18 protein-coding genes and 1 tRNA gene are annotated in these 16,508 nt (G+C 53.1%); 15 read left to right on the forward strand and 4 right to left on the reverse strand.

Annotated elements, in window-relative coordinates:
* The first annotated feature begins 211 nt into the window (after positions 1 to 211).
* The 6 genes from ACO6VD_RS25950 to ACO6VD_RS25975 all read left to right on the forward strand — a co-directional run bounded on the left by ACO6VD_RS25950 (position 212) and on the right by ACO6VD_RS25975 (position 2,480).
* A complete protein-coding gene (locus tag ACO6VD_RS25950) occupies positions 212 to 790 on the forward strand; it encodes a hypothetical protein (RefSeq protein ID WP_422422733.1) in 579 nt (192 codons plus the stop codon).
* Positions 791 to 799: 9 nt separating this feature from the next.
* Positions 800 to 1,006, forward strand: a complete 207-nt coding sequence (locus tag ACO6VD_RS25955) for a helix-turn-helix domain-containing protein (protein ID WP_038605723.1) — start codon at positions 800 to 802, stop codon at positions 1,004 to 1,006.
* Between the two features lie 18 nt (positions 1,007 to 1,024).
* Positions 1,025 to 1,405, forward strand: coding sequence for a hypothetical protein (locus tag ACO6VD_RS25960; RefSeq protein WP_422422734.1), 381 nt, complete (start codon positions 1,025 to 1,027; stop codon positions 1,403 to 1,405).
* Between the two features lie 23 nt (positions 1,406 to 1,428).
* On the forward strand, positions 1,429 to 1,671 hold the full coding sequence (locus tag ACO6VD_RS25965) for a hypothetical protein (RefSeq protein WP_422422735.1): 243 nt from the start codon (positions 1,429 to 1,431) through the stop codon (positions 1,669 to 1,671).
* Positions 1,672 to 1,768: 97 nt separating this feature from the next.
* Positions 1,769 to 1,844 (forward strand) — tRNA-Thr (locus ACO6VD_RS25970).
* 90 nt (positions 1,845 to 1,934) lie between these two features.
* Positions 1,935 to 2,480, forward strand: a complete 546-nt coding sequence (locus ACO6VD_RS25975; protein ID WP_422422736.1) for a hypothetical protein — start codon at positions 1,935 to 1,937, stop codon at positions 2,478 to 2,480.
* A gap of 828 nt (positions 2,481 to 3,308) precedes the next feature.
* On the opposite strand, the gene ACO6VD_RS25980 is transcribed toward ACO6VD_RS25975, so the two are convergent.
* Positions 3,309 to 4,352, reverse strand: a complete 1,044-nt coding sequence (locus tag ACO6VD_RS25980; protein WP_422422737.1) for a phage portal protein — start codon at positions 4,350 to 4,352, stop codon at positions 3,309 to 3,311.
* Between the two features lies 1 nt (position 4,353).
* Entirely contained in the window at positions 4,354 to 6,105 is a 1,752-nt protein-coding gene (locus ACO6VD_RS25985; protein WP_422422738.1) for a terminase ATPase subunit family protein, read from the reverse strand.
* A 151-nt stretch (positions 6,106 to 6,256) separates the two neighbouring features.
* Here ACO6VD_RS25985 and ACO6VD_RS25990 point away from each other — a divergent pair, with 151 nt between their 5' ends.
* The 7 genes from ACO6VD_RS25990 to ACO6VD_RS26020 all read left to right on the forward strand — a co-directional run bounded on the left by ACO6VD_RS25990 (position 6,257) and on the right by ACO6VD_RS26020 (position 13,678).
* Entirely contained in the window at positions 6,257 to 6,958 is a 702-nt protein-coding gene (locus tag ACO6VD_RS25990; RefSeq protein ID WP_422422739.1) for a GPO family capsid scaffolding protein, read from the forward strand.
* A gap of 409 nt (positions 6,959 to 7,367) precedes the next feature.
* Positions 7,368 to 7,853, forward strand: a complete 486-nt coding sequence (locus ACO6VD_RS25995) for a Bro-N domain-containing protein (protein WP_422422740.1) — start codon at positions 7,368 to 7,370, stop codon at positions 7,851 to 7,853.
* A gap of 902 nt (positions 7,854 to 8,755) precedes the next feature.
* Positions 8,756 to 9,736 carry an integrase domain-containing protein gene (locus ACO6VD_RS26000; protein WP_422422746.1) on the forward strand — a complete coding sequence of 327 codons (981 nt, stop codon included), beginning with the start codon at positions 8,756 to 8,758 and terminating at the stop codon, positions 9,734 to 9,736.
* A complete protein-coding gene (locus ACO6VD_RS26005; protein ID WP_422422741.1) occupies positions 9,733 to 10,008 on the forward strand; it encodes a hypothetical protein in 276 nt (91 codons plus the stop codon). The genes ACO6VD_RS26000 and ACO6VD_RS26005 overlap by 4 nt, the downstream gene beginning before the upstream one ends.
* Positions 10,009 to 10,050: 42 nt before the next feature.
* Entirely contained in the window at positions 10,051 to 11,946 is a 1,896-nt protein-coding gene (locus ACO6VD_RS26010; protein WP_422422742.1) for an AAA family ATPase, read from the forward strand.
* A gap of 306 nt (positions 11,947 to 12,252) precedes the next feature.
* On the forward strand, positions 12,253 to 12,804 hold the full coding sequence (locus tag ACO6VD_RS26015; RefSeq protein ID WP_422422743.1) for a TIR domain-containing protein: 552 nt from the start codon (positions 12,253 to 12,255) through the stop codon (positions 12,802 to 12,804).
* Positions 12,805 to 12,841: 37 nt separating this feature from the next.
* On the forward strand, positions 12,842 to 13,678 hold the full coding sequence (locus ACO6VD_RS26020; RefSeq protein ID WP_422422744.1) for a macro domain-containing protein: 837 nt from the start codon (positions 12,842 to 12,844) through the stop codon (positions 13,676 to 13,678).
* Positions 13,679 to 13,788: 110 nt separating this feature from the next.
* Here the strand turns inward: ACO6VD_RS26020 and ACO6VD_RS26025 are convergent, their stop codons facing one another.
* Both ACO6VD_RS26025 and ACO6VD_RS26030 read right to left on the reverse strand, forming a co-directional pair.
* On the reverse strand, positions 13,789 to 14,733 hold the full coding sequence (locus ACO6VD_RS26025) for a toll/interleukin-1 receptor domain-containing protein (RefSeq protein WP_422422745.1): 945 nt from the start codon (positions 14,731 to 14,733) through the stop codon (positions 13,789 to 13,791).
* A 642-nt stretch (positions 14,734 to 15,375) separates the two neighbouring features.
* Positions 15,376 to 15,465: a pyocin activator PrtN family protein gene (locus tag ACO6VD_RS26030; RefSeq protein ID WP_422422747.1), complete on the reverse strand. Its 90-nt coding sequence runs from the start codon at positions 15,463 to 15,465 to the stop codon at positions 15,376 to 15,378.
* 216 nt (positions 15,466 to 15,681) lie between these two features.
* On the opposite strand from ACO6VD_RS26030, the gene ACO6VD_RS26035 reads away from it, so the two are divergent.
* Both ACO6VD_RS26035 and ACO6VD_RS26040 read left to right on the forward strand, forming a co-directional pair.
* Complete coding sequence (locus ACO6VD_RS26035) at positions 15,682 to 15,975, forward strand: transposase (RefSeq protein WP_038608001.1); 294 nt, start codon at positions 15,682 to 15,684, stop codon at positions 15,973 to 15,975.
* Positions 15,972 to 16,508 (forward strand): IS3 family transposase (locus tag ACO6VD_RS26040; protein ID WP_422420639.1); only part of this gene is annotated, 537 nt, incomplete at its 3' end. The genes ACO6VD_RS26035 and ACO6VD_RS26040, both read left to right, overlap by 4 nt.

Raw genomic sequence — 16,508 nt, forward strand, 5'->3', positions numbered from 1 at the left:
CTTAAAGGCTGAAAAAAGGTTCGTAAATTATACTTTCCAGTCTCAAAAGCATCGCGGGGCAAGCCCGCTCCCACCGGTGATGACGGTGGGAGCGGGCTTGCCCCGCGATGAGTCAAAACGCCGCACACCCACAAAAACAACAATTAATTATTGTATTACGATAATTTCTAGAAAATAATGCCCGCCGCTCAACACCGAACGGAGGCAATCCATGAACAGTAAAACAGTGGCCTATGCGCGCTCGCGCCTTCGAGTGATCGGCGCATTCGCCGCCCTCCTCGCCTGGACCACCGCCATCACCGAATTCGGCAGCAGCGTGCTGCTGTGGGTATTCGACAAGGCGCAAATGCAGAGTGCCTACCTGCAAAGCTACGGCGATCAAATGCCACTGCTGCTGGCACCCGACTATCAACCTTCCACCCTGGCCCTGAGCCTGGTACTCGCCCTGGAACTGATCCCCAGCAGCCTGTCGGTACTGGCGCTATTCCTCACCGGCCTGTTCTTCATGCGCCTGTCCAAAGGCCAGACCTGGACCGCCCCGAACATCAAGCTGCTGTGGTGGGTCGGCCTGCTGTGCATCTGCACACCAATGCTCTGGCCGGTGATCAGCACCCTCCAGGGCCTGGCTTTCGCCATCGACCTGCCGGCCGGGGAAAGAAGCTTCAGCGTTTCGATCGGTGTATCATCCGTGGCGGTTTACGAGATCATGAAAGGGATTTTGCTCTGCGCCTTTTCACTCCTCATGCGTGACGCCAAAACCATCAGCGATGAACACAACTGTTATGTCTAGCTTCCCCCTATGCCGATAATCATCCGCCTCGACGTGGTCATGGCCAAAAACAAGATCCGTTCCAAGGATCTGGCCGAAATTATCGGGATTACGGAAGCGAACCTGTCGTTGCTGAAAAACGGCAAGATCAAGGGTTTCAAGATCGAAACCCTGGAGAAACTCTGTCGCGCGTTGAACTGCCAGCCAGGTGATCTACTGGAGTTCAGCGAGGAATAATCAAGGAAGTGGTAACTCGTGAGCAATTCACTCAAGTGGCGCGTTGCGCTGCTCCTGGCGGTCGCCCTGCTCGGCGGCTGCGGCCCCAGCTACACCTATAGATACTCGCCCCCGCCCAGCGTAATGGGCATGACCTGCATCAACAGCTGCGCCAGCGAACGCAACCACTGCAAACAGATGGCGCGCCTGCAAGAGAACAGCGAACAGGCCCTGTACCAGGCCAACCTCAGAAGCTATCAATACTGCCAGACCGGCAAGAGCAAAAAAGAGGCGCGTAAAAGCTGCTACTACCCCAGCTACCCGTATAGCAGTGGCTCAAGCTTCAGCTGCGGCAATGACTACGACAGCTGCTACCAGGGCTGCGGCGGCACCATCCAGCGCATCCTCAACAAAGACTGAAAATTCGGAAAACGGAATTCACTGTGAACACACTCAGCTCACTCGCCTTGCTCACCGTCATCCTCACCCTGGCCGGTTGCAGCGGCTCAAGCTACACCCCGGACGCTGGCTGGGACATGCCCAAGATGCAGGTCCTGGGCGACAACGGCCTGCCGGCGCAGCCCTACATGCACTGCAACAAGCGCGGCTGCCACGACCACAAACCGATGCTTTTCGACCCGAGCAAAGCCGAACCCGACGCCACGACATTGCACCGCGGCTGGTAAGAAAATGCCTCGTGATGCCTGCTGAAAACAGGTATTGCGAGGAATGTTGCAGAAGTAGTTTACAGACGCAAACTGATCGCTATAATGACGCCCCTGTGCCGGTATAGCTCAGATGGTAGAGCAACTGACTTGTAATCAGTAGGTCCCGGGTTCGATTCCTGGTGCCGGCACCATATAAATCAAGGGCTTGCAGCAATGCAGGCCCTTTTTTTTGGCCCCGCACGTACCAACGCACGTACCAAGCGACTGCTAAAAGGTGCTCCATGGATTGGCTGCAGTTCTTTTCATCAGTAGTCGGCTCACTGGCTTGGCCGGCTGCGGTTATCACCCTTGTAATCCTGCTTCGGGAGCCCTTGGGGAAACTCCTTCCGCTGATCCGCACCCTCAAATACAAGGAGTGGCAGATCGACGTGGGCCAGGAACTGGACGCAGTGAAGGTAAGTGTTGAGGCAACTGCCGACCAACCTGATGAACGTGCGGAAGAGCCAACACCAGTTTTCCGGCAGTTGGCGCATATCGAACCACGAGCAGCCGTACTGAGCGCGTGGGCACCAGTCGAACTCGCGCTGAAAGACCTCGGCTTGAAGCACGGTATTTACAAGTTGGGCATGCCCATCTACGTGGTGGCAGATGGCCTGAGCAAAGCGGGCATCCTGGACAGCATCACTTATGAAGCCTTGGGCCGACTGAAGCGCATTCGAAACGAAGCGGTGCACCTCGCTCCCATCAGTTACGACGAAGCGATATCTATGGGCGAGCTGTGTGAATGGGCGCTCGTGAGGTTGAAAGCGGCGGGAGCACAGATATAGACGCGTGCGCGCCTGCACCCACGTTATGGCCCCCTTCCCCAAAGTACTGGCATGCCTTGAAAAAAGAGTAACATCAGTAATCCTGACCGTGTTCTCTCCTGCAGCCCTTGATTTTCGTGGCTTCAGCTAATTTCCAGAAAGTAATTTTTAAGTAACCTATAAGTAATCAGATTACTCTTTCTTTGAGTGATATTAGCCTTGCTTTAAAGCCTTTAAAATCAAAGACTTAGCAAAAATTACTTTTCCAATTACCTTTCTATTACAACTATTTGTAACCGGCGAAGCCCAGTAAATACGGGGCTTCCAGCGCTGGTCTCCCTCCTCCGTTACGGTTGTTACTCTTTTTTCGAGACCACCCCCTACTCCAAGCCAGTCAACGCTCCAGGGCCAACTCTGCGCCGTGGAAATACCCCATGAGTGCAGGGATCCGCAGAAGACTTGGAGCACCATTTCCCCCCAGCAGCCCAACGGCCAGGCCTCTTGAGGAGCCGCGCAGGGGTGCGGAAATTCCGACACGTTTAGCCCGCAGGCGTGGCGGGGGGACGAGGGCGCGCGCCGGGGTCAGATCAGCAAGGCGGAGACGCATGGCATCGGTTGGGCTCGGCAAACTGGCGCCCTGATGACACTGCGCACCGGTCGCCATACAGCTCATCGATGACGACCGCTTTCCACCGGATTCATTGACCGAAACGGGCAAAATGGATAGCTTGAAGGGGCATCAAGTGGTAGGATTAGCTGGGGTTTTTCATGCCGTAACCCCGCACGTTTTCAGGTCCTCGGACACAAAGAAGCCGCCTCGATGGGCGGCTTTTTTGTGTCTCTAGAAAGTCAGGTTGCGTTGCCGGTCGGCACCTCATATGGGGTGAAGCGGATCACCTCTTCCCCCAGCCAATCATTGATCTGCATTAGCCTGGCCTGCTCCGGCTCCAGTTCATTCATGGCCCAGACTTGAGTGGCGTCGCGGACTGAGCCAAACCCGCCGGCGTTCTGAGGCACCACCCCCATCAGTTGCGGCGGGATGCGCAGCATTGCCAACTGGTCATCGCGGCTGATGTTCTTGATCGCACCGAAGTCATCCTTCGCAGCCACCTCGCTGATTGGGATGAGCTGAATACCGTCCTTCTTTCCGTTGGGGGCATACATGAACAGGTTGCGGAAGTTGCCCGGCCCCTTGCTGCTCTTCATCGCGCTGCGTAGGTCGTCGACGAAGTCTTCATTCTGGGCGGCGTCCGTCATGTACAGGATGAACCCTGCATGGCTGCCGTTCTGGTAATACTTGCGTCGGAACAGGGTGGCGGCCTCATTGAGCAGTGCAGCCTGGAGGGCTGGCAGCCACTCCGGCAACCCATAGACCTCCTGGTTGATGTCGGCTACCCGGAGATGACAGACGCTGCCTGGACGGAATTGATGCTCGTCCCGCCAGCCTCGCACCTGGAAGTACGTTTCGAGGTCCGAGCCGCGGCGCATATATTTGGCCAGGCATGGGCGCAGCCCGATCGCACTGCCCAGCATGTTGTCGCGCTTCTCCAGGTACAAGTTGCCCGACCAACCCAGGTCCATGACGATCTGCTCGAAGGCCTGCCGGCTCAGCAGTTTGTGTGGCCTGAAAGTACGGGCCAGGGCGTTGCGTTTGAAGATCAGCCCAGACTGAAGGTAGACACTAGCTTTGGAAGATCGAGCCAGCCCATCCAGGGATACAGGCGGTACGTACCAGCGGCCATTGTCGAAGCACTCCAGGTAATCCAGGATCTCTCGCCCGTCCAGGACGGGGACTGGCTCGCCGAAGGTAAAAGCCTCGGCCCGAGCAGTTGGACCTGCCAGCAGATCCCCGCCCGCTGCCGGCCCGGCGCCGGCCTGTTCGATGTTGCCCATGTCAGAAGATCTCCATGATTCGAGTGTTAGTAGCTGTTTGGCCTTCGAGCGGCTCGTTGTGCAGCGCGTGGAAGAGTGCCCAGGCCAGGTCGGCGTGGCCGGTGGCCTCGTTCCGCCCGGCGGTGTAAGTGAACTGGCGTCCACCTGGGGTGATGGTTTTGCGGATGGCCATGAGCGACTGCGCTACGTCGGTAGCACCAGCATCGAACTCAAGGCGGCCTTTGCTGATCACGTCCCATGCCTTCATCACCAGGCGGGTCTTAACCTCGGGGTTGTAGGAGAAAGTACGCAGCGCCGGGAAAAACTGGCGCACCAGCTGAGCCACGGCGCTCCCCATGCCAGTGGTATCGATACCGATGTAGGCGACGTTGTACCGCCGAGTGATATGGCGAATCGTCTCGGCCTGCGAGTTGAAGTCCATCCCACGGAACTGGTGTTTCTCCAGGAGGAAGAACTTCCCGCCCGCTACCAACGGCGGCCCAAGCACCACCAGGCCAGCGGAGTCGCCGCTCTCGGCCGGGTCATATCCCACCCATACCGGACGTTCCCCGAATGGCCGGGCAGCGAACGGGCTGTAACCCGGCCAGTCCCAGCTCTCGACCATGCAGGGCTGCAACATGCTCAGCGGGAAAATACTCGCCCCATCGTCAACGAACTGGCACATGAGCAAGTTCTGGAAGGCTGCCGCGTCGTACTCAAGTCGCAGCTCATCCAGGTCGAACAGGTCGCACCCCCTGGACTCGGCATCCATGATCGTGACGATCTGCCGCCAGATTTTGTCCTCACCCAGCCGGCCCTGCTGCAGCGCCTCATGAGTAACATCCAGTTGGATATGCTGGGCAGTCGGCTTGCCCTTGTTGACTCGCTCACCGGTCCACCATGGATATGCCGCATGCGCCATGCTGCTCGGCGTAGAGAAATAGGTTTTCCGCCATTTCTTGTGCAGGGCCATGCCCGAGGCGACTTTATTGATCTCGGCGAAGCCGTGCACCCAAAAGAATTCGTCGAAGTAGAAGTTGCCGGATCGGCCCTGGGCGGTGCGGTAGTTGGTCCCGAGGAAGTGCAGCTCGGCGTTGTTCCACAGCACGATCGGATCGCCAGTCAGCTTTACGCCCAACACCTCATTGAGAAATGCCTGCATGTAGGTCTTGAACTGGTGTGCTTGCGCCTTACTGGCTGATAGGAAGATCTGGTTTCGACCGGTGGTGATTGCGTCGATCAGTGCTTCCCGGGCGAAGTAGAACGTGGCTCCAATCTGCCGGCTTTTGAGGATCATCCGGGTGCGCTGGTTACCAGCCCGGTACCAGTCGAGCTGGTAGTCAAAGCAGCTATCGCGGAACGCATCCACCAGCTTTTCGATCTGGTCTTCATCCAGCTCGTTGCGCTTGGGTTGCTTCTTCGGCCCTTCGTTGCGCTTGGCGATGTTCGGGTTTAAGTCGGTTTCAGTACCCCCACCCTGGTACCGCTGAATACGCGCTTGCCGCTCCAACTGGCGGTGCAAAAGGTCGATTTCCTTGAAGTCGCCGCTGGTCTTGTCGTCCTTGAGGATCAGCTGCACCAGCCGGGCCTCCAGGGCGCCGCCAATACGCTCAACGTTGTCTGCCCGATCCCACTCATCTCGGGCCTTCCAGCTGTGGACGGTCTTCTCCTTCTCGTCGAGATAATCGGCGATATCGGTGATACGCCAACCCGTCCAGTACATGAACTTGGCTTGGCGGCGCGGATCGGTCGAGAGTTGGGCTGTAGTGTTCATGGCGCCGATGCTGCCGCTCACGCGCGCGTTCCCCCACTGGCGCTCCCTGTAGCCCCCAGACCTACAAGTGCGGCGCGTTGCCGTGCAAGAGCCGGCTGCGGACCATGCCCTCATCGCAAGGCACAAAGCCACCGCACTGAGGACAGCCCGCATGGCAGCAAGCAAGAAATTCCGTAGCAAGTTCTTCCGCGTCGCCGTTGAAGGCGCAACCACTGACGGCCGCACCATCGAGCGCCAGTGGCTGGTGGATGCTGCCGAAACCTACAACCCCAACACCTACGGCGCTCGCGTCTGGCTGGAACACTTCCGCAGCGTGCTGCCAGACGGCCCGTTCAAGGCCTATGGCGATGTCGTAGCGCTGAAAACCGAAGAGGTCGAGGTCGCCGGCAAGAAGAAACTGGCCTTGTTCGCCCAGATCGAGCCTACCGCTGACCTGATCGCCCTGAACAAAGCCCGCCAGAAGATCTTCACCAGCATCGAGATTCGCCCGAAGTTCGCCGATACCGGTCGCGCCTACCTGGACGGCATTGCCGTAACCGACACCCCGGCCAGCCTGGGCACCGAGATGCTCACTTTCAGCGCCCAGCACCCCGACGCCAACCCACTCAAATCGCGAAAAAATGACCCGGACAACCTGTTCTCCGAGGCCATCGAAATCGCGCTCGAATTCGAGGAAGTCACCGACAACGAGAGCAAGGTCGCCGGCCTGTTCACGCGGGTGAGGGCAAGGCTCTTTAGCCCGTTTGAGACCTATTCGCCCCTAGCTTTCAGCAGGGCGAAGACAACTCTTACCAGATGCCAGTGCCCCCCACACGCTCAAGGTAGCGAGGACACCTGTAGGAGCTGGCGCTAGCCGGCGATGGGCTGCAAAGCAGCCCCAGTGGATACCCGCCTAGCTCAAGGTGAAAAGCTGCACGAACAAGCAGCCATCGACAGCAATGTCAGCCTATCACCAGCTCCAGCTAGAAATTTCGTACAGACACTGTCACCCTTTCCATCTTGCCCAACCGAGTATCAGTCAGTAGCGTTCATCCGTCGCTGCACATAAGCGATACAGGATTGGCGTCCTGGCTGGTTGGGTGACACAAAAGCCGCCGCCGCGGCTTTTTGTGTCCTGCGTGTGGCTGCCTGTTATGGGCGGGCCGTATGTGGGCATCTTCGGATGCGCCGGGTCCAACTAGCCGGTACGCCAACCCATACGGTTCCGCCCACCCTGATTGGCGTCAGGAGGCGGTGTTATCACGACTAGTGGGCACTTCAAAATGAACGAGCATTTCGAACCAACCCGGTTTACTCGTAATAATCGTTTCATCCATGGACTGATGCTGGAATCTCAAGCATGGTTCAGTGTTGTTGATCTCGGCCGCTTGATGGGCCTTCATCTGGGTGAGCGCCTCCTTCATAAGCTTGGCACCGACCAATATCGGTTTCTGTGGCTCACGTATCACGGCGAAGCACAAAAGACCTTGATGGTCAGCGAGTCGGGCATGTACGCACTCATGGTTTATCACCACATTCCTGAGAACCGGAATCTTCGCCTGTGGCTTACTCACGAGGTCATTCCCTCATTGCGCAGTACTTCACCGACAAGCAAGCAGGGTCCAACCCTGAGCTCGTTGCAATGGGCAGGGCGCTCGGTGAGTTTGTTGCATTGGCAAAACGATGCATGGGTTAGGTGGCGGGATATGCCAGTGCTGATGCCTTCTCTCGAGCATGTACCGGACAGTTCGCTGAAGAGAACTGTTTAGACCTTCAAAGCCAGAGTGATGTCGACTTCACTTGGTTAAAAGGTAAACGTGGCGCTGTAAAACCAATATGCACCGACAAAGCATCAGTGACTTGCTCAATCGCACAGGGCCTTCCAGGCAGGACTGCCGATTCGGCGCTGCCTGGACGGACCTCATTAGAAATCGAAAGTCCGCACACAACCTAGGAGACTGGAGAACTCTCCTGACACCGGGAGCCCCCACAAGCGAATCAAAGTCGTTCACAGCGTTGTCAGCGACGGTATCCCCGGAGCCCTACGAGCTAAGACCGAATTACGTAGGATGGGGCCCCAAGTGCGACTAGCGTCCGGGAGCTCGCACGGTCACTCCGAGAGTGACGGATGCGCTTCCTACTATCCACATATTGCGGCAATCATTTACCTCGCTGCCCTGCAGCAACCTATCCGCTGGGCCGAATATTGCGCCAACCTGTACCCATCTCGTTCTTCTGGAAAGAGATGGGTACTCCTACCACTGCTGCAGCCCTGATCGCACATAGCTTTGCGGTAACCCTCGTGACATCGGCGAGACACACTCCGATGTCACCAGCAACAGCGATGCAGATGATGATGCCGCAGACCAGGGAACGGACTGTACCTGACTGACAGTCAGGCATGTCCCGGTCATCGCATCGCTGCTTTCACCCGGCCCAGGATCTCGCGGCACTGGTCTCGTCAGTCAATGCAGCCTCCACCCGCCCACCGTTAACAGTGCTCAGGAGGCCAGATCATGAGATGCCCTTGCTCCCGGACGTAAGGAGCCGTAAGTCCCGCGTTAGTGGATATCCCCACAGGCCGCAGGGGCCTTGATCCCTGATAACACTCAGCATTCTTGGCGGGATGACGTGGGACGAGGACTGGAGAGCAAGAGATGAGGTGACCGACATGGCATTGGTGGGTAGACGAGATGGTCGTAATTTCGGCTATGGCAGGCAATTGAGCTACGCAGGGCCGCAAGCGCTGAAAGACCTTTTTGGCGGAGGCCACTACGGCACGGTCAGGGCGCACAGTGATCGGTGGCAGGCATTCGTGAAGTGGTGCCGCTCCGAACAGGGGCCTGGTATTAATGATGCGCGGCAGATTGATCGGAAGGTGTTGACCGACTATGCGGCGTATCTGAGCGACGTGGTTAGGCGCGGTGAGCTCGCTGTCAGCACCGCACAAAACCGGCTATCCAGCGTTAACAGGACCATGGCGGCGCTTCGCGGTGATCAGTGCATGAAGTTGCCCAGTCCGAGCAAGGCGTTGGGTATGCAGCGCACTGGGGTTCGGCAGTCGGTGCCGCAAGGCCAAGACCGCCAACAGGTTGAGCAGATCGTCGATGCGCTTTGCAGCCGTGACCAGAGACGGGCCGCAGCGATCGTCCTGTTGGCGCGAGCCACCGGTATGCGCTTGCGTGAGGCCATCTTGGCTGACCTGCCACGGCTAAGCCGTGAGGCTAACGACTTAGGCAGGATCAACATTCAGGATGGCACCAAAGGCGGCCGAGCTGGCGCCTCAGCGCCACGATGGATTGCGGTGGACCACCATGTTCAAGACGCACTTAGGTTTGCACGGCAGGTGTCGCCTGCGAGTAGCCGCAACCTGATTGCGCCAGACGAAAGCTATCTGAATGTTCAGCAGGAAATCATCCGCCCTGCGCGCGGCGTGCTGCATGCACACAAACTCAAAGGCTTTCATGAGCTACGAGCGGCGTACGCATGTGAGCGCTATGAGCAAATCACCCAAAACCGCGCCCCCATCAATGGCGGCCAATGTTGCCAGGTAGATAAAAACCTCGATCTTGAAGCCCGAAGCCAGATCAGCTATGAACTCGGGCACGGTCGAATTGATGTGGTTGCCGCCTACATTGGGGGACAGTCATGAGTCAGCCATTCGACATGGAACTGTTCCTGGCTGGAGTGCTGACCGGCTCCTACGCAAGCCGTCAACGTCACATTGGACAGGCGAAAGCCATCAGGGCCGAGATTGCAGGGCGATGGCAGCGAGAAACGCCTTGGGGTTGGCAGAGAAAGCATTTAGATTGGTTTCTTAAGCATTTTCTAGCCGAGCATAATGATGCGACACGATATTACTACCTACTCACGGTCCGGCTGCTCGCTCGACGGCTAGATAGATCATGGAATTTCCACCTCTGATTAGTAAAAATTTATACTCACTAAAAGCCAAGGACGAAAATTGTGAAGATAACTTCAATTAATGTAAATAAACATCTAGCCAGTACGCTCGGACTGGCCAGCTTTAAAATGAAAAACCTTGGTGGAATTGTGGTTCTAACAGGGCAGAATGGTTGCGGAAAAACCCGACTGTTATCCGCAATCGATTGGTTATTGCACGAATGCCTAAATCAGGGGTACAAGCAAATTAGGGAGACGTTAAGCGATCTAAAATCTCCCGACCATCTATTTAATAGCCATCCATCAAAACACGACGTTGATCAGTATAGCTATTCAGGGTTAATGCAAAGTTTCAGGCATCAACTTTCAGAACTTGAGTCGGCAAGTGGGATCGAGCTGAGCTTTGAGACGCAGGAAAGGGAAGATGAAAGTCTTCGTAACTATTTAGAAATATCCGTCCTACTTAAGCGACCTCTGGAATTAACTCTAAATTATACGGCAAAATTATCTATAGGGATGACGCGAGATCTTGCAGACACATCCCACAACGGCCTTTTGTCTTCCCCTCTATCATATTTACTGGACATTTGTAGTCGCGTAGAAAAAGAAATACAAAATCATGCTTCCAACGAAGACGAAATAGAAGTAATCAGTATATATCCAGGCATATTCGAACGATTTAAAGACCTACAAGCCCTAATGCTAGACCTGCTCGGACTTGAACTTTCCCACACGGGACATTTAGATAAAATTGCTCTCAACGAAATATCTTTATCCGAGGGGCAAGCTCGTCTGCTTCGATGGATAGTATTATTCAATTCAACCGCACTCAAAAAAATATCGACACCGCTTCTTCTAGATGAGCCAGAAATTCACTTACACCCTCACGCCTTAAATAAATTAATTAATCACATAATCACTAGAGCTCCTAAATGCCAAATTTGGCTAGCAACTCATAGCATCTCACTTGTTGCGCACCTAGCGGCTGATCATCCTCGATCAATTTGGTTTGGAAATAGGGGTGCTTTTAACACCGCAGGCAAAGAGCTACCTGTGGTGGTGCAAGCGTTGCTGGGCGGAGAGGGTGGGGATGAGAAACTTATTGACTATTGCCTGAGTCCCGAGCGCTTTGCATTCAATACGTTTTGTGCAGAGTGTCTATCGCCGCCTCAAACAGTAGCTTATAAAAGCGGCGACCCGCAAGTTGAACAAATACTTGGAGCCATCTATTCCAAAAACGTTGCACCTATAGCGCTTCTCGACTTCGGAGCTGGCCAAGGGCGACTGTTAGATGGGCTAGCCGACGCGGCAAAATCAAGCGGAGCAAACTGTGATTTAAATACCCTTTTCTCCTACTACGCTTACGAGCCCGATCCTGAATCATTAATTCGCTGCCAAGAAACAATTTGCTCTTACTATCCTGGAGAGCCTGATAGAGTTTTTTCGTCGCAAGAAACTATAAGCGGAGAGCTATCTTTTGACCTGGTAGTGATGGCTAATCTGCTCCACGAAGTATTACCAGATAATTGGATTACGGATATCTTTCAGGGCTCTGCAGTAGGATCCAATCTAAAGAAAGAAGGTCATGTCCTACTGATTGAGGATACACTGCTGCCGACAGGTGAATTAGCACATAACCTCGGTTTTATCATGCTAGATCAATCCGCCCTTGAGATCTTATTTAAAACAACGCAAGAAGATAAAGACGCTGGGCTATTCATTGCCAACTCGACCTTTAACAATCGTTTACAGGCAACATTGATTGGGAAGCAGATTTTTCTTAGAGTCGATAAAAACTCTATTGTGGCCGCGCTAAAACATCAGCGCACAAGCGCTGTAAACTCCATTAAAAATTTGCGGAAAAACTCTGCGTCGGCTTCGTATATGGATGGACGCAAGCATGCGTATTACACGCAACTAGTGACCAACATTACATTGGCACTAGATGACTTTGAGTAGTATCGTATAAACTAAAGCCTTGCCAAACTCTAGCCCCTCACTCTAGCATTGGCTTCACTCCAATCCTAGAGTGGCCGTATTTATACTATTGTAGACAAAAAGGGGGCAGATTTATTTTCGGCGCTGGTTGATGTGCCATTAAATAAATCTGCCCCCTTTTTTCGCACAGCGATGACACTATCTCCAAGCAAAATTAGGACCTACAGGGAAGCTAAGGGTAGCCAAAAATCGTCTCCTTACTAGGTGTTTCCGCCTACGAAAGGAGCTATATTGTGATTTCCACCCTTTCAACCTGGATGAACGACGATGAACCGAAATGGAAATTACTGCGCGTTCTATGTTGCAGAGCCGTTCAACGAAAGCTCACTTAAAGCTCACGCCACTCCCGACTTTGTTTATTACAACATGTTGCGTGCCTGGAAGGGTAAAGACTCAGCCTTCCCTTTCAACGACTCGCATGCCAAAACCTATAGCGTCAGGGACGGCAGTGACTGGGAAGCTACTTTGAAGCCTAGACTGCGCCAGCGCCTACAGGTTTCGAAAAACATCATTCTATTTCTAAGCAACTCAACTATTGAGTCGAAAGCGCTTAGGGAAGAAATCGAGTATGGTATCAGCAACCAAGGACTGCCGGTGATAGTCGCATATCCTGGATTTGATCTGCTCTTGAGCAATGGAAGTTTTAAAAAAGAAGTAAAATATCTTTGGAGCAAGCTTCCAACATTCAAGAGACTGATGGACGGAGTGCCAACACTTCACATTCCATTGCAAAAAGAAGCAATCACAAAGGCTTTAAGCAACTCTAATTTCTCGCTCTCAACCAAGTGCAAACCTAGCATCTATCGCTATGACGAATGATGGCTGAGATAAATTAGCGACTGCTTAGGAGAGCATTGTGAAAAAAGTAGATCTTTTTGATCGGCAATTGGTAAAGGATTTTAAAGAAAGAATTTCAACGGTGAGTACTGTCTTCTCACTTTTTTTGATTTTCGTAGAGATCCCTTCTGACAAAAAAGCTGCTGCGGGATGTATTTTTGTTTTAGCCCTAATTATTTTATACATAATCCTGTGGCAGCGCGCGAACAAGCTAAATCTGGTTGAGATTGACATTGAAGGAAGCAAAGTAACAATAAAAAGCGGCGATATCTTTTCGGAGCGCGGACTTAAGGTTATTGCCTTTAATGAATATTTTGACTCAGTGGTTGACGACAAAATAATCTCTGCACACTCTTTAAATGGTGTATTCATAAATCACCACTTACCTGCAACGCTAGCAAAACTCGACCAACACATAGAGAATTATGCATTTGATGTGGATGAGGTTGCCGAACGCAATGATGCGCGAGCGGAGGGCAAGAAGCAACGCTACAACATAGGTACTCTATGTGTATATGATGATTTCATTCTCGCTGCCTTTTCAAAATTTGATAAGAACAATCGTGCGGTTTTGACCATGCCAGAATACTTAGAATTTTTAATTAATTTCTGGGATAGGATAAATAAGGTCTACGCCCAACAAAGCGTGTCCACGCCAGTGTTCGGCTCGGGAATCACCAGAATAAAAGAGCATAAAAATATTACGGACGAAGATCTTCTGAAAATAACGCTGTGGACTTTTCGAATTAGTGAAATGCGCTTCAAATACCCGGCGAAACTTACCATCGTAGTTCACAAAGACAAAATGGCCAGCATTAACCTTCTTGATATTAAGTCAGTAAGAAACGGAATATAAGAAACTTATGGGCGATACCATCACTGGCATTCGCTTAAGCCTTAGCACCCTCTTATGGGTGAAAGCAGCCATTTTCAAAATGGCTGCCTCCGAATCGTAACTAATTATTGCTATTGCAAGGTTCTACGCAATGAAGGCGAGACATTACTGATCGCGCAGTCTCCACCGATAAACCAGGTGACGGAAATTTTTCGCCCCCCCGCAAGAATTCTCAAGCAGTGCTCAATCAGAAACGGGGTCAAGTCAAGACACTGTTTAATTTGTGAAAAACTCGTGCAACCATTGTTCACAATCGCGGAAACAACTGAGCTAAAAGCAGCGTCATAATTATTCACATGCTCACGAGCATACAATTCAAATCCTGCATCAGTGAGCGCTATGGATGGCATTTCGCCTCCAAGAAAATGCTGAAGCTCAAACGTGCCGTGCTCACCAAGAAACTCAATGGAGTCTCTAAGCTGGTGCTCAGGCATAACCAACTCGCCATCCTCGCAAAATGCTGAAATGTCTATGTGTCTCGAGCCTGTTTTTATCGCGAAGTCACATGCAAGCTTGCACACCAAGCTGTCCACGTTATTATGCCCAGCGACACTTACACCGAAGCTGCCCACGTATGCTGGTGGCTTCCCCAAAGCTGGTTTGTCTGAAACACCAAAGATTGAAGCAATAATGCGCTCAAGACTTGATTGATAGGATGCAGTATCTTCAATACTCTCCCAAAGTGTTGACTTTAACGCTTCAGGAACTTCGCAATCGTCAATTACGACCGGAATCAACTTACTTCCAGTACTGATTCGCTTTACACAAGCAGCATCGAGCTCATACTTAACCCAAGGTTTACTAACGCTATTTTTTGAGAGAACTACAATTACTGCCTGAGCATCTTTGATCCCCTCGTCAAATATCTTTGTAACAAGGCTGTCGCCAGGAAGCATCTCCCACTTATCGAGCCATGCGTCAACTCCATGGGCTCTGAGCTGCTTCGCAAAGTCCAACACGAACCGATCCTTATCCTCACTCGCGTGACTTACAAAAACCTTGGGAGACATATCCATTCTCGTGTTTTGATGATTGCGAATTATGAGCACAATTGGTGAGAAATCGCTACAAAATAGCACTCCTAGGTTAGCGTAGCGTTCTCAGTGCGTCGGATGCGAAGCGCGGTAGGCAGAACGCGCTCAGTTGGAGATGACGACTGCTGTGGATTGTACCAACTGCATCTTTGAGTCCCTTGCTGCTTGCCGTGCCCCAATAATGAAGGCGCGAGAGGCTGTCGTGTGTTGAGGGCAACCGCCCCTTAGTTAAGCTTTTCTTGCATGTAAAAGCTCGGGCGAGGTATGAAAGGGTAGTTTTAGAGATAGCGCTCCATGCTTTAAATATAAAATTCTTATAAATCAAGGAGTTATTAATATTTTCGACTCTTGGTGCCGCACCATATAGATCAACGAAAAAGGCTCACCCCGCGGTGAGCCTTTTTTTCGTTTCTGAGTTTTCGACCCCGCACTTTTCCCCGTTCTTTCCCCGTTTCCGCTTACCTCTTGCTCTTCCCCTGCGCACCGCCCGCAACGCCTTTCATAACGCCATGTCGATACCGAAAGCTTGCTCCAGCCGGACCAGACCAGGTTAACGGGCTCCGGCTTTCAGCGTTGATATGCGGACGTCTGGCTTCTCTCGATCGCGTTCAGTGGTAGCCGAATCTAGCCGCGTGCTATCTTGCCCTTCAGCTTATCTACAGAAAGATGGGGCAAATAATCGGAGCAGACCCGCTCTATAGGGATCACAACCATCCCGTCATACTGAGCAGGAGTAAAAAGGTGGTGTTCACCACGCGCCTCGGCGTTATTTTTTCCAGTGACTCGCCGAACTGCCTCCTCAAACGCCTCTTGGGACGCCTCTGCGGAGTACTGCTCTAGATCGCGAGCAGCCTTGGCTGGGCGAATGGAACTGTCCCATGACAACGGACGCCAAGAGGCGATACTTACATCGCTAACTTGGAGGTTCCCATGTACCCACCAAATCGCCGTAGCTACACCGACGAATTCAAGGCCCAAGCTGTTGCACTGGCTGAAACGGTCGGCAGAACCGAAGCCGCTCGTCAGCTAGAGATGTCTGTTAAGACGCTGGATAACTGGGTCGATGCGTCACGCAAAGGTCTTCCGTTGAGTTCACCGGAGCGTCAACCTGTTACCAAGGAGAGCAGCGAGCTGGCGCGATTACGGGCCGAGAATGCTGAACTCAAAATGGAGCGTGAAATCCTAAAAAAGGCGGCGGTATTCTTTGCCAAAGAGTCCAGGTGAGATACGCCTTCGTCGCTAAAGAGCGGGCTCAGTTCCCGGTGCGTTTGTTGTGCCGGGTGTTGGGCGTGTCAGCTTCAGGATTTTACGATTACCTAAACCGCCCGGTTCGCCCAGATCCAGACAAACAGATTCGAATTGATCTGCGCAGGATCCATGCCGCCAGTCGAAGCACCTATGGGCGGCCACGGTTGGTCGAGGCATTGCGTCAGATACCTCATCGAGTCGGCCACAAACGGGTTACGCGGCTGATGCACGAGGAAGGTATCCATGGCAAACCCAAGGCTCGCTTCCGGCCCCAGACCACGGACAGTCGCCACTTCCAGCCTGTCGCACGCAATGTGCTTGACCGTCAGTTTTCGGTACAGAGCGCCAATCCAGCCTGGGTGAGCGACATCACCTACATTTCAACCCGAGAAGGCTGGCTGTACCTGGCGGTGGTCTTGAGCATCCAGACCCGCCAGGTGCTGGGCTACAGCTTGGCGGACAGGATGCCGGATGATTTGGTTGAGCGCGCATTTATCAACGCTTGGAAC

Origin of the sequence: Pseudomonas sp. GZD-222 (assembly GCF_049310525.1) — a bacterium.
GTDB lineage: Bacteria > Pseudomonadota > Gammaproteobacteria > Pseudomonadales > Pseudomonadaceae > Aquipseudomonas.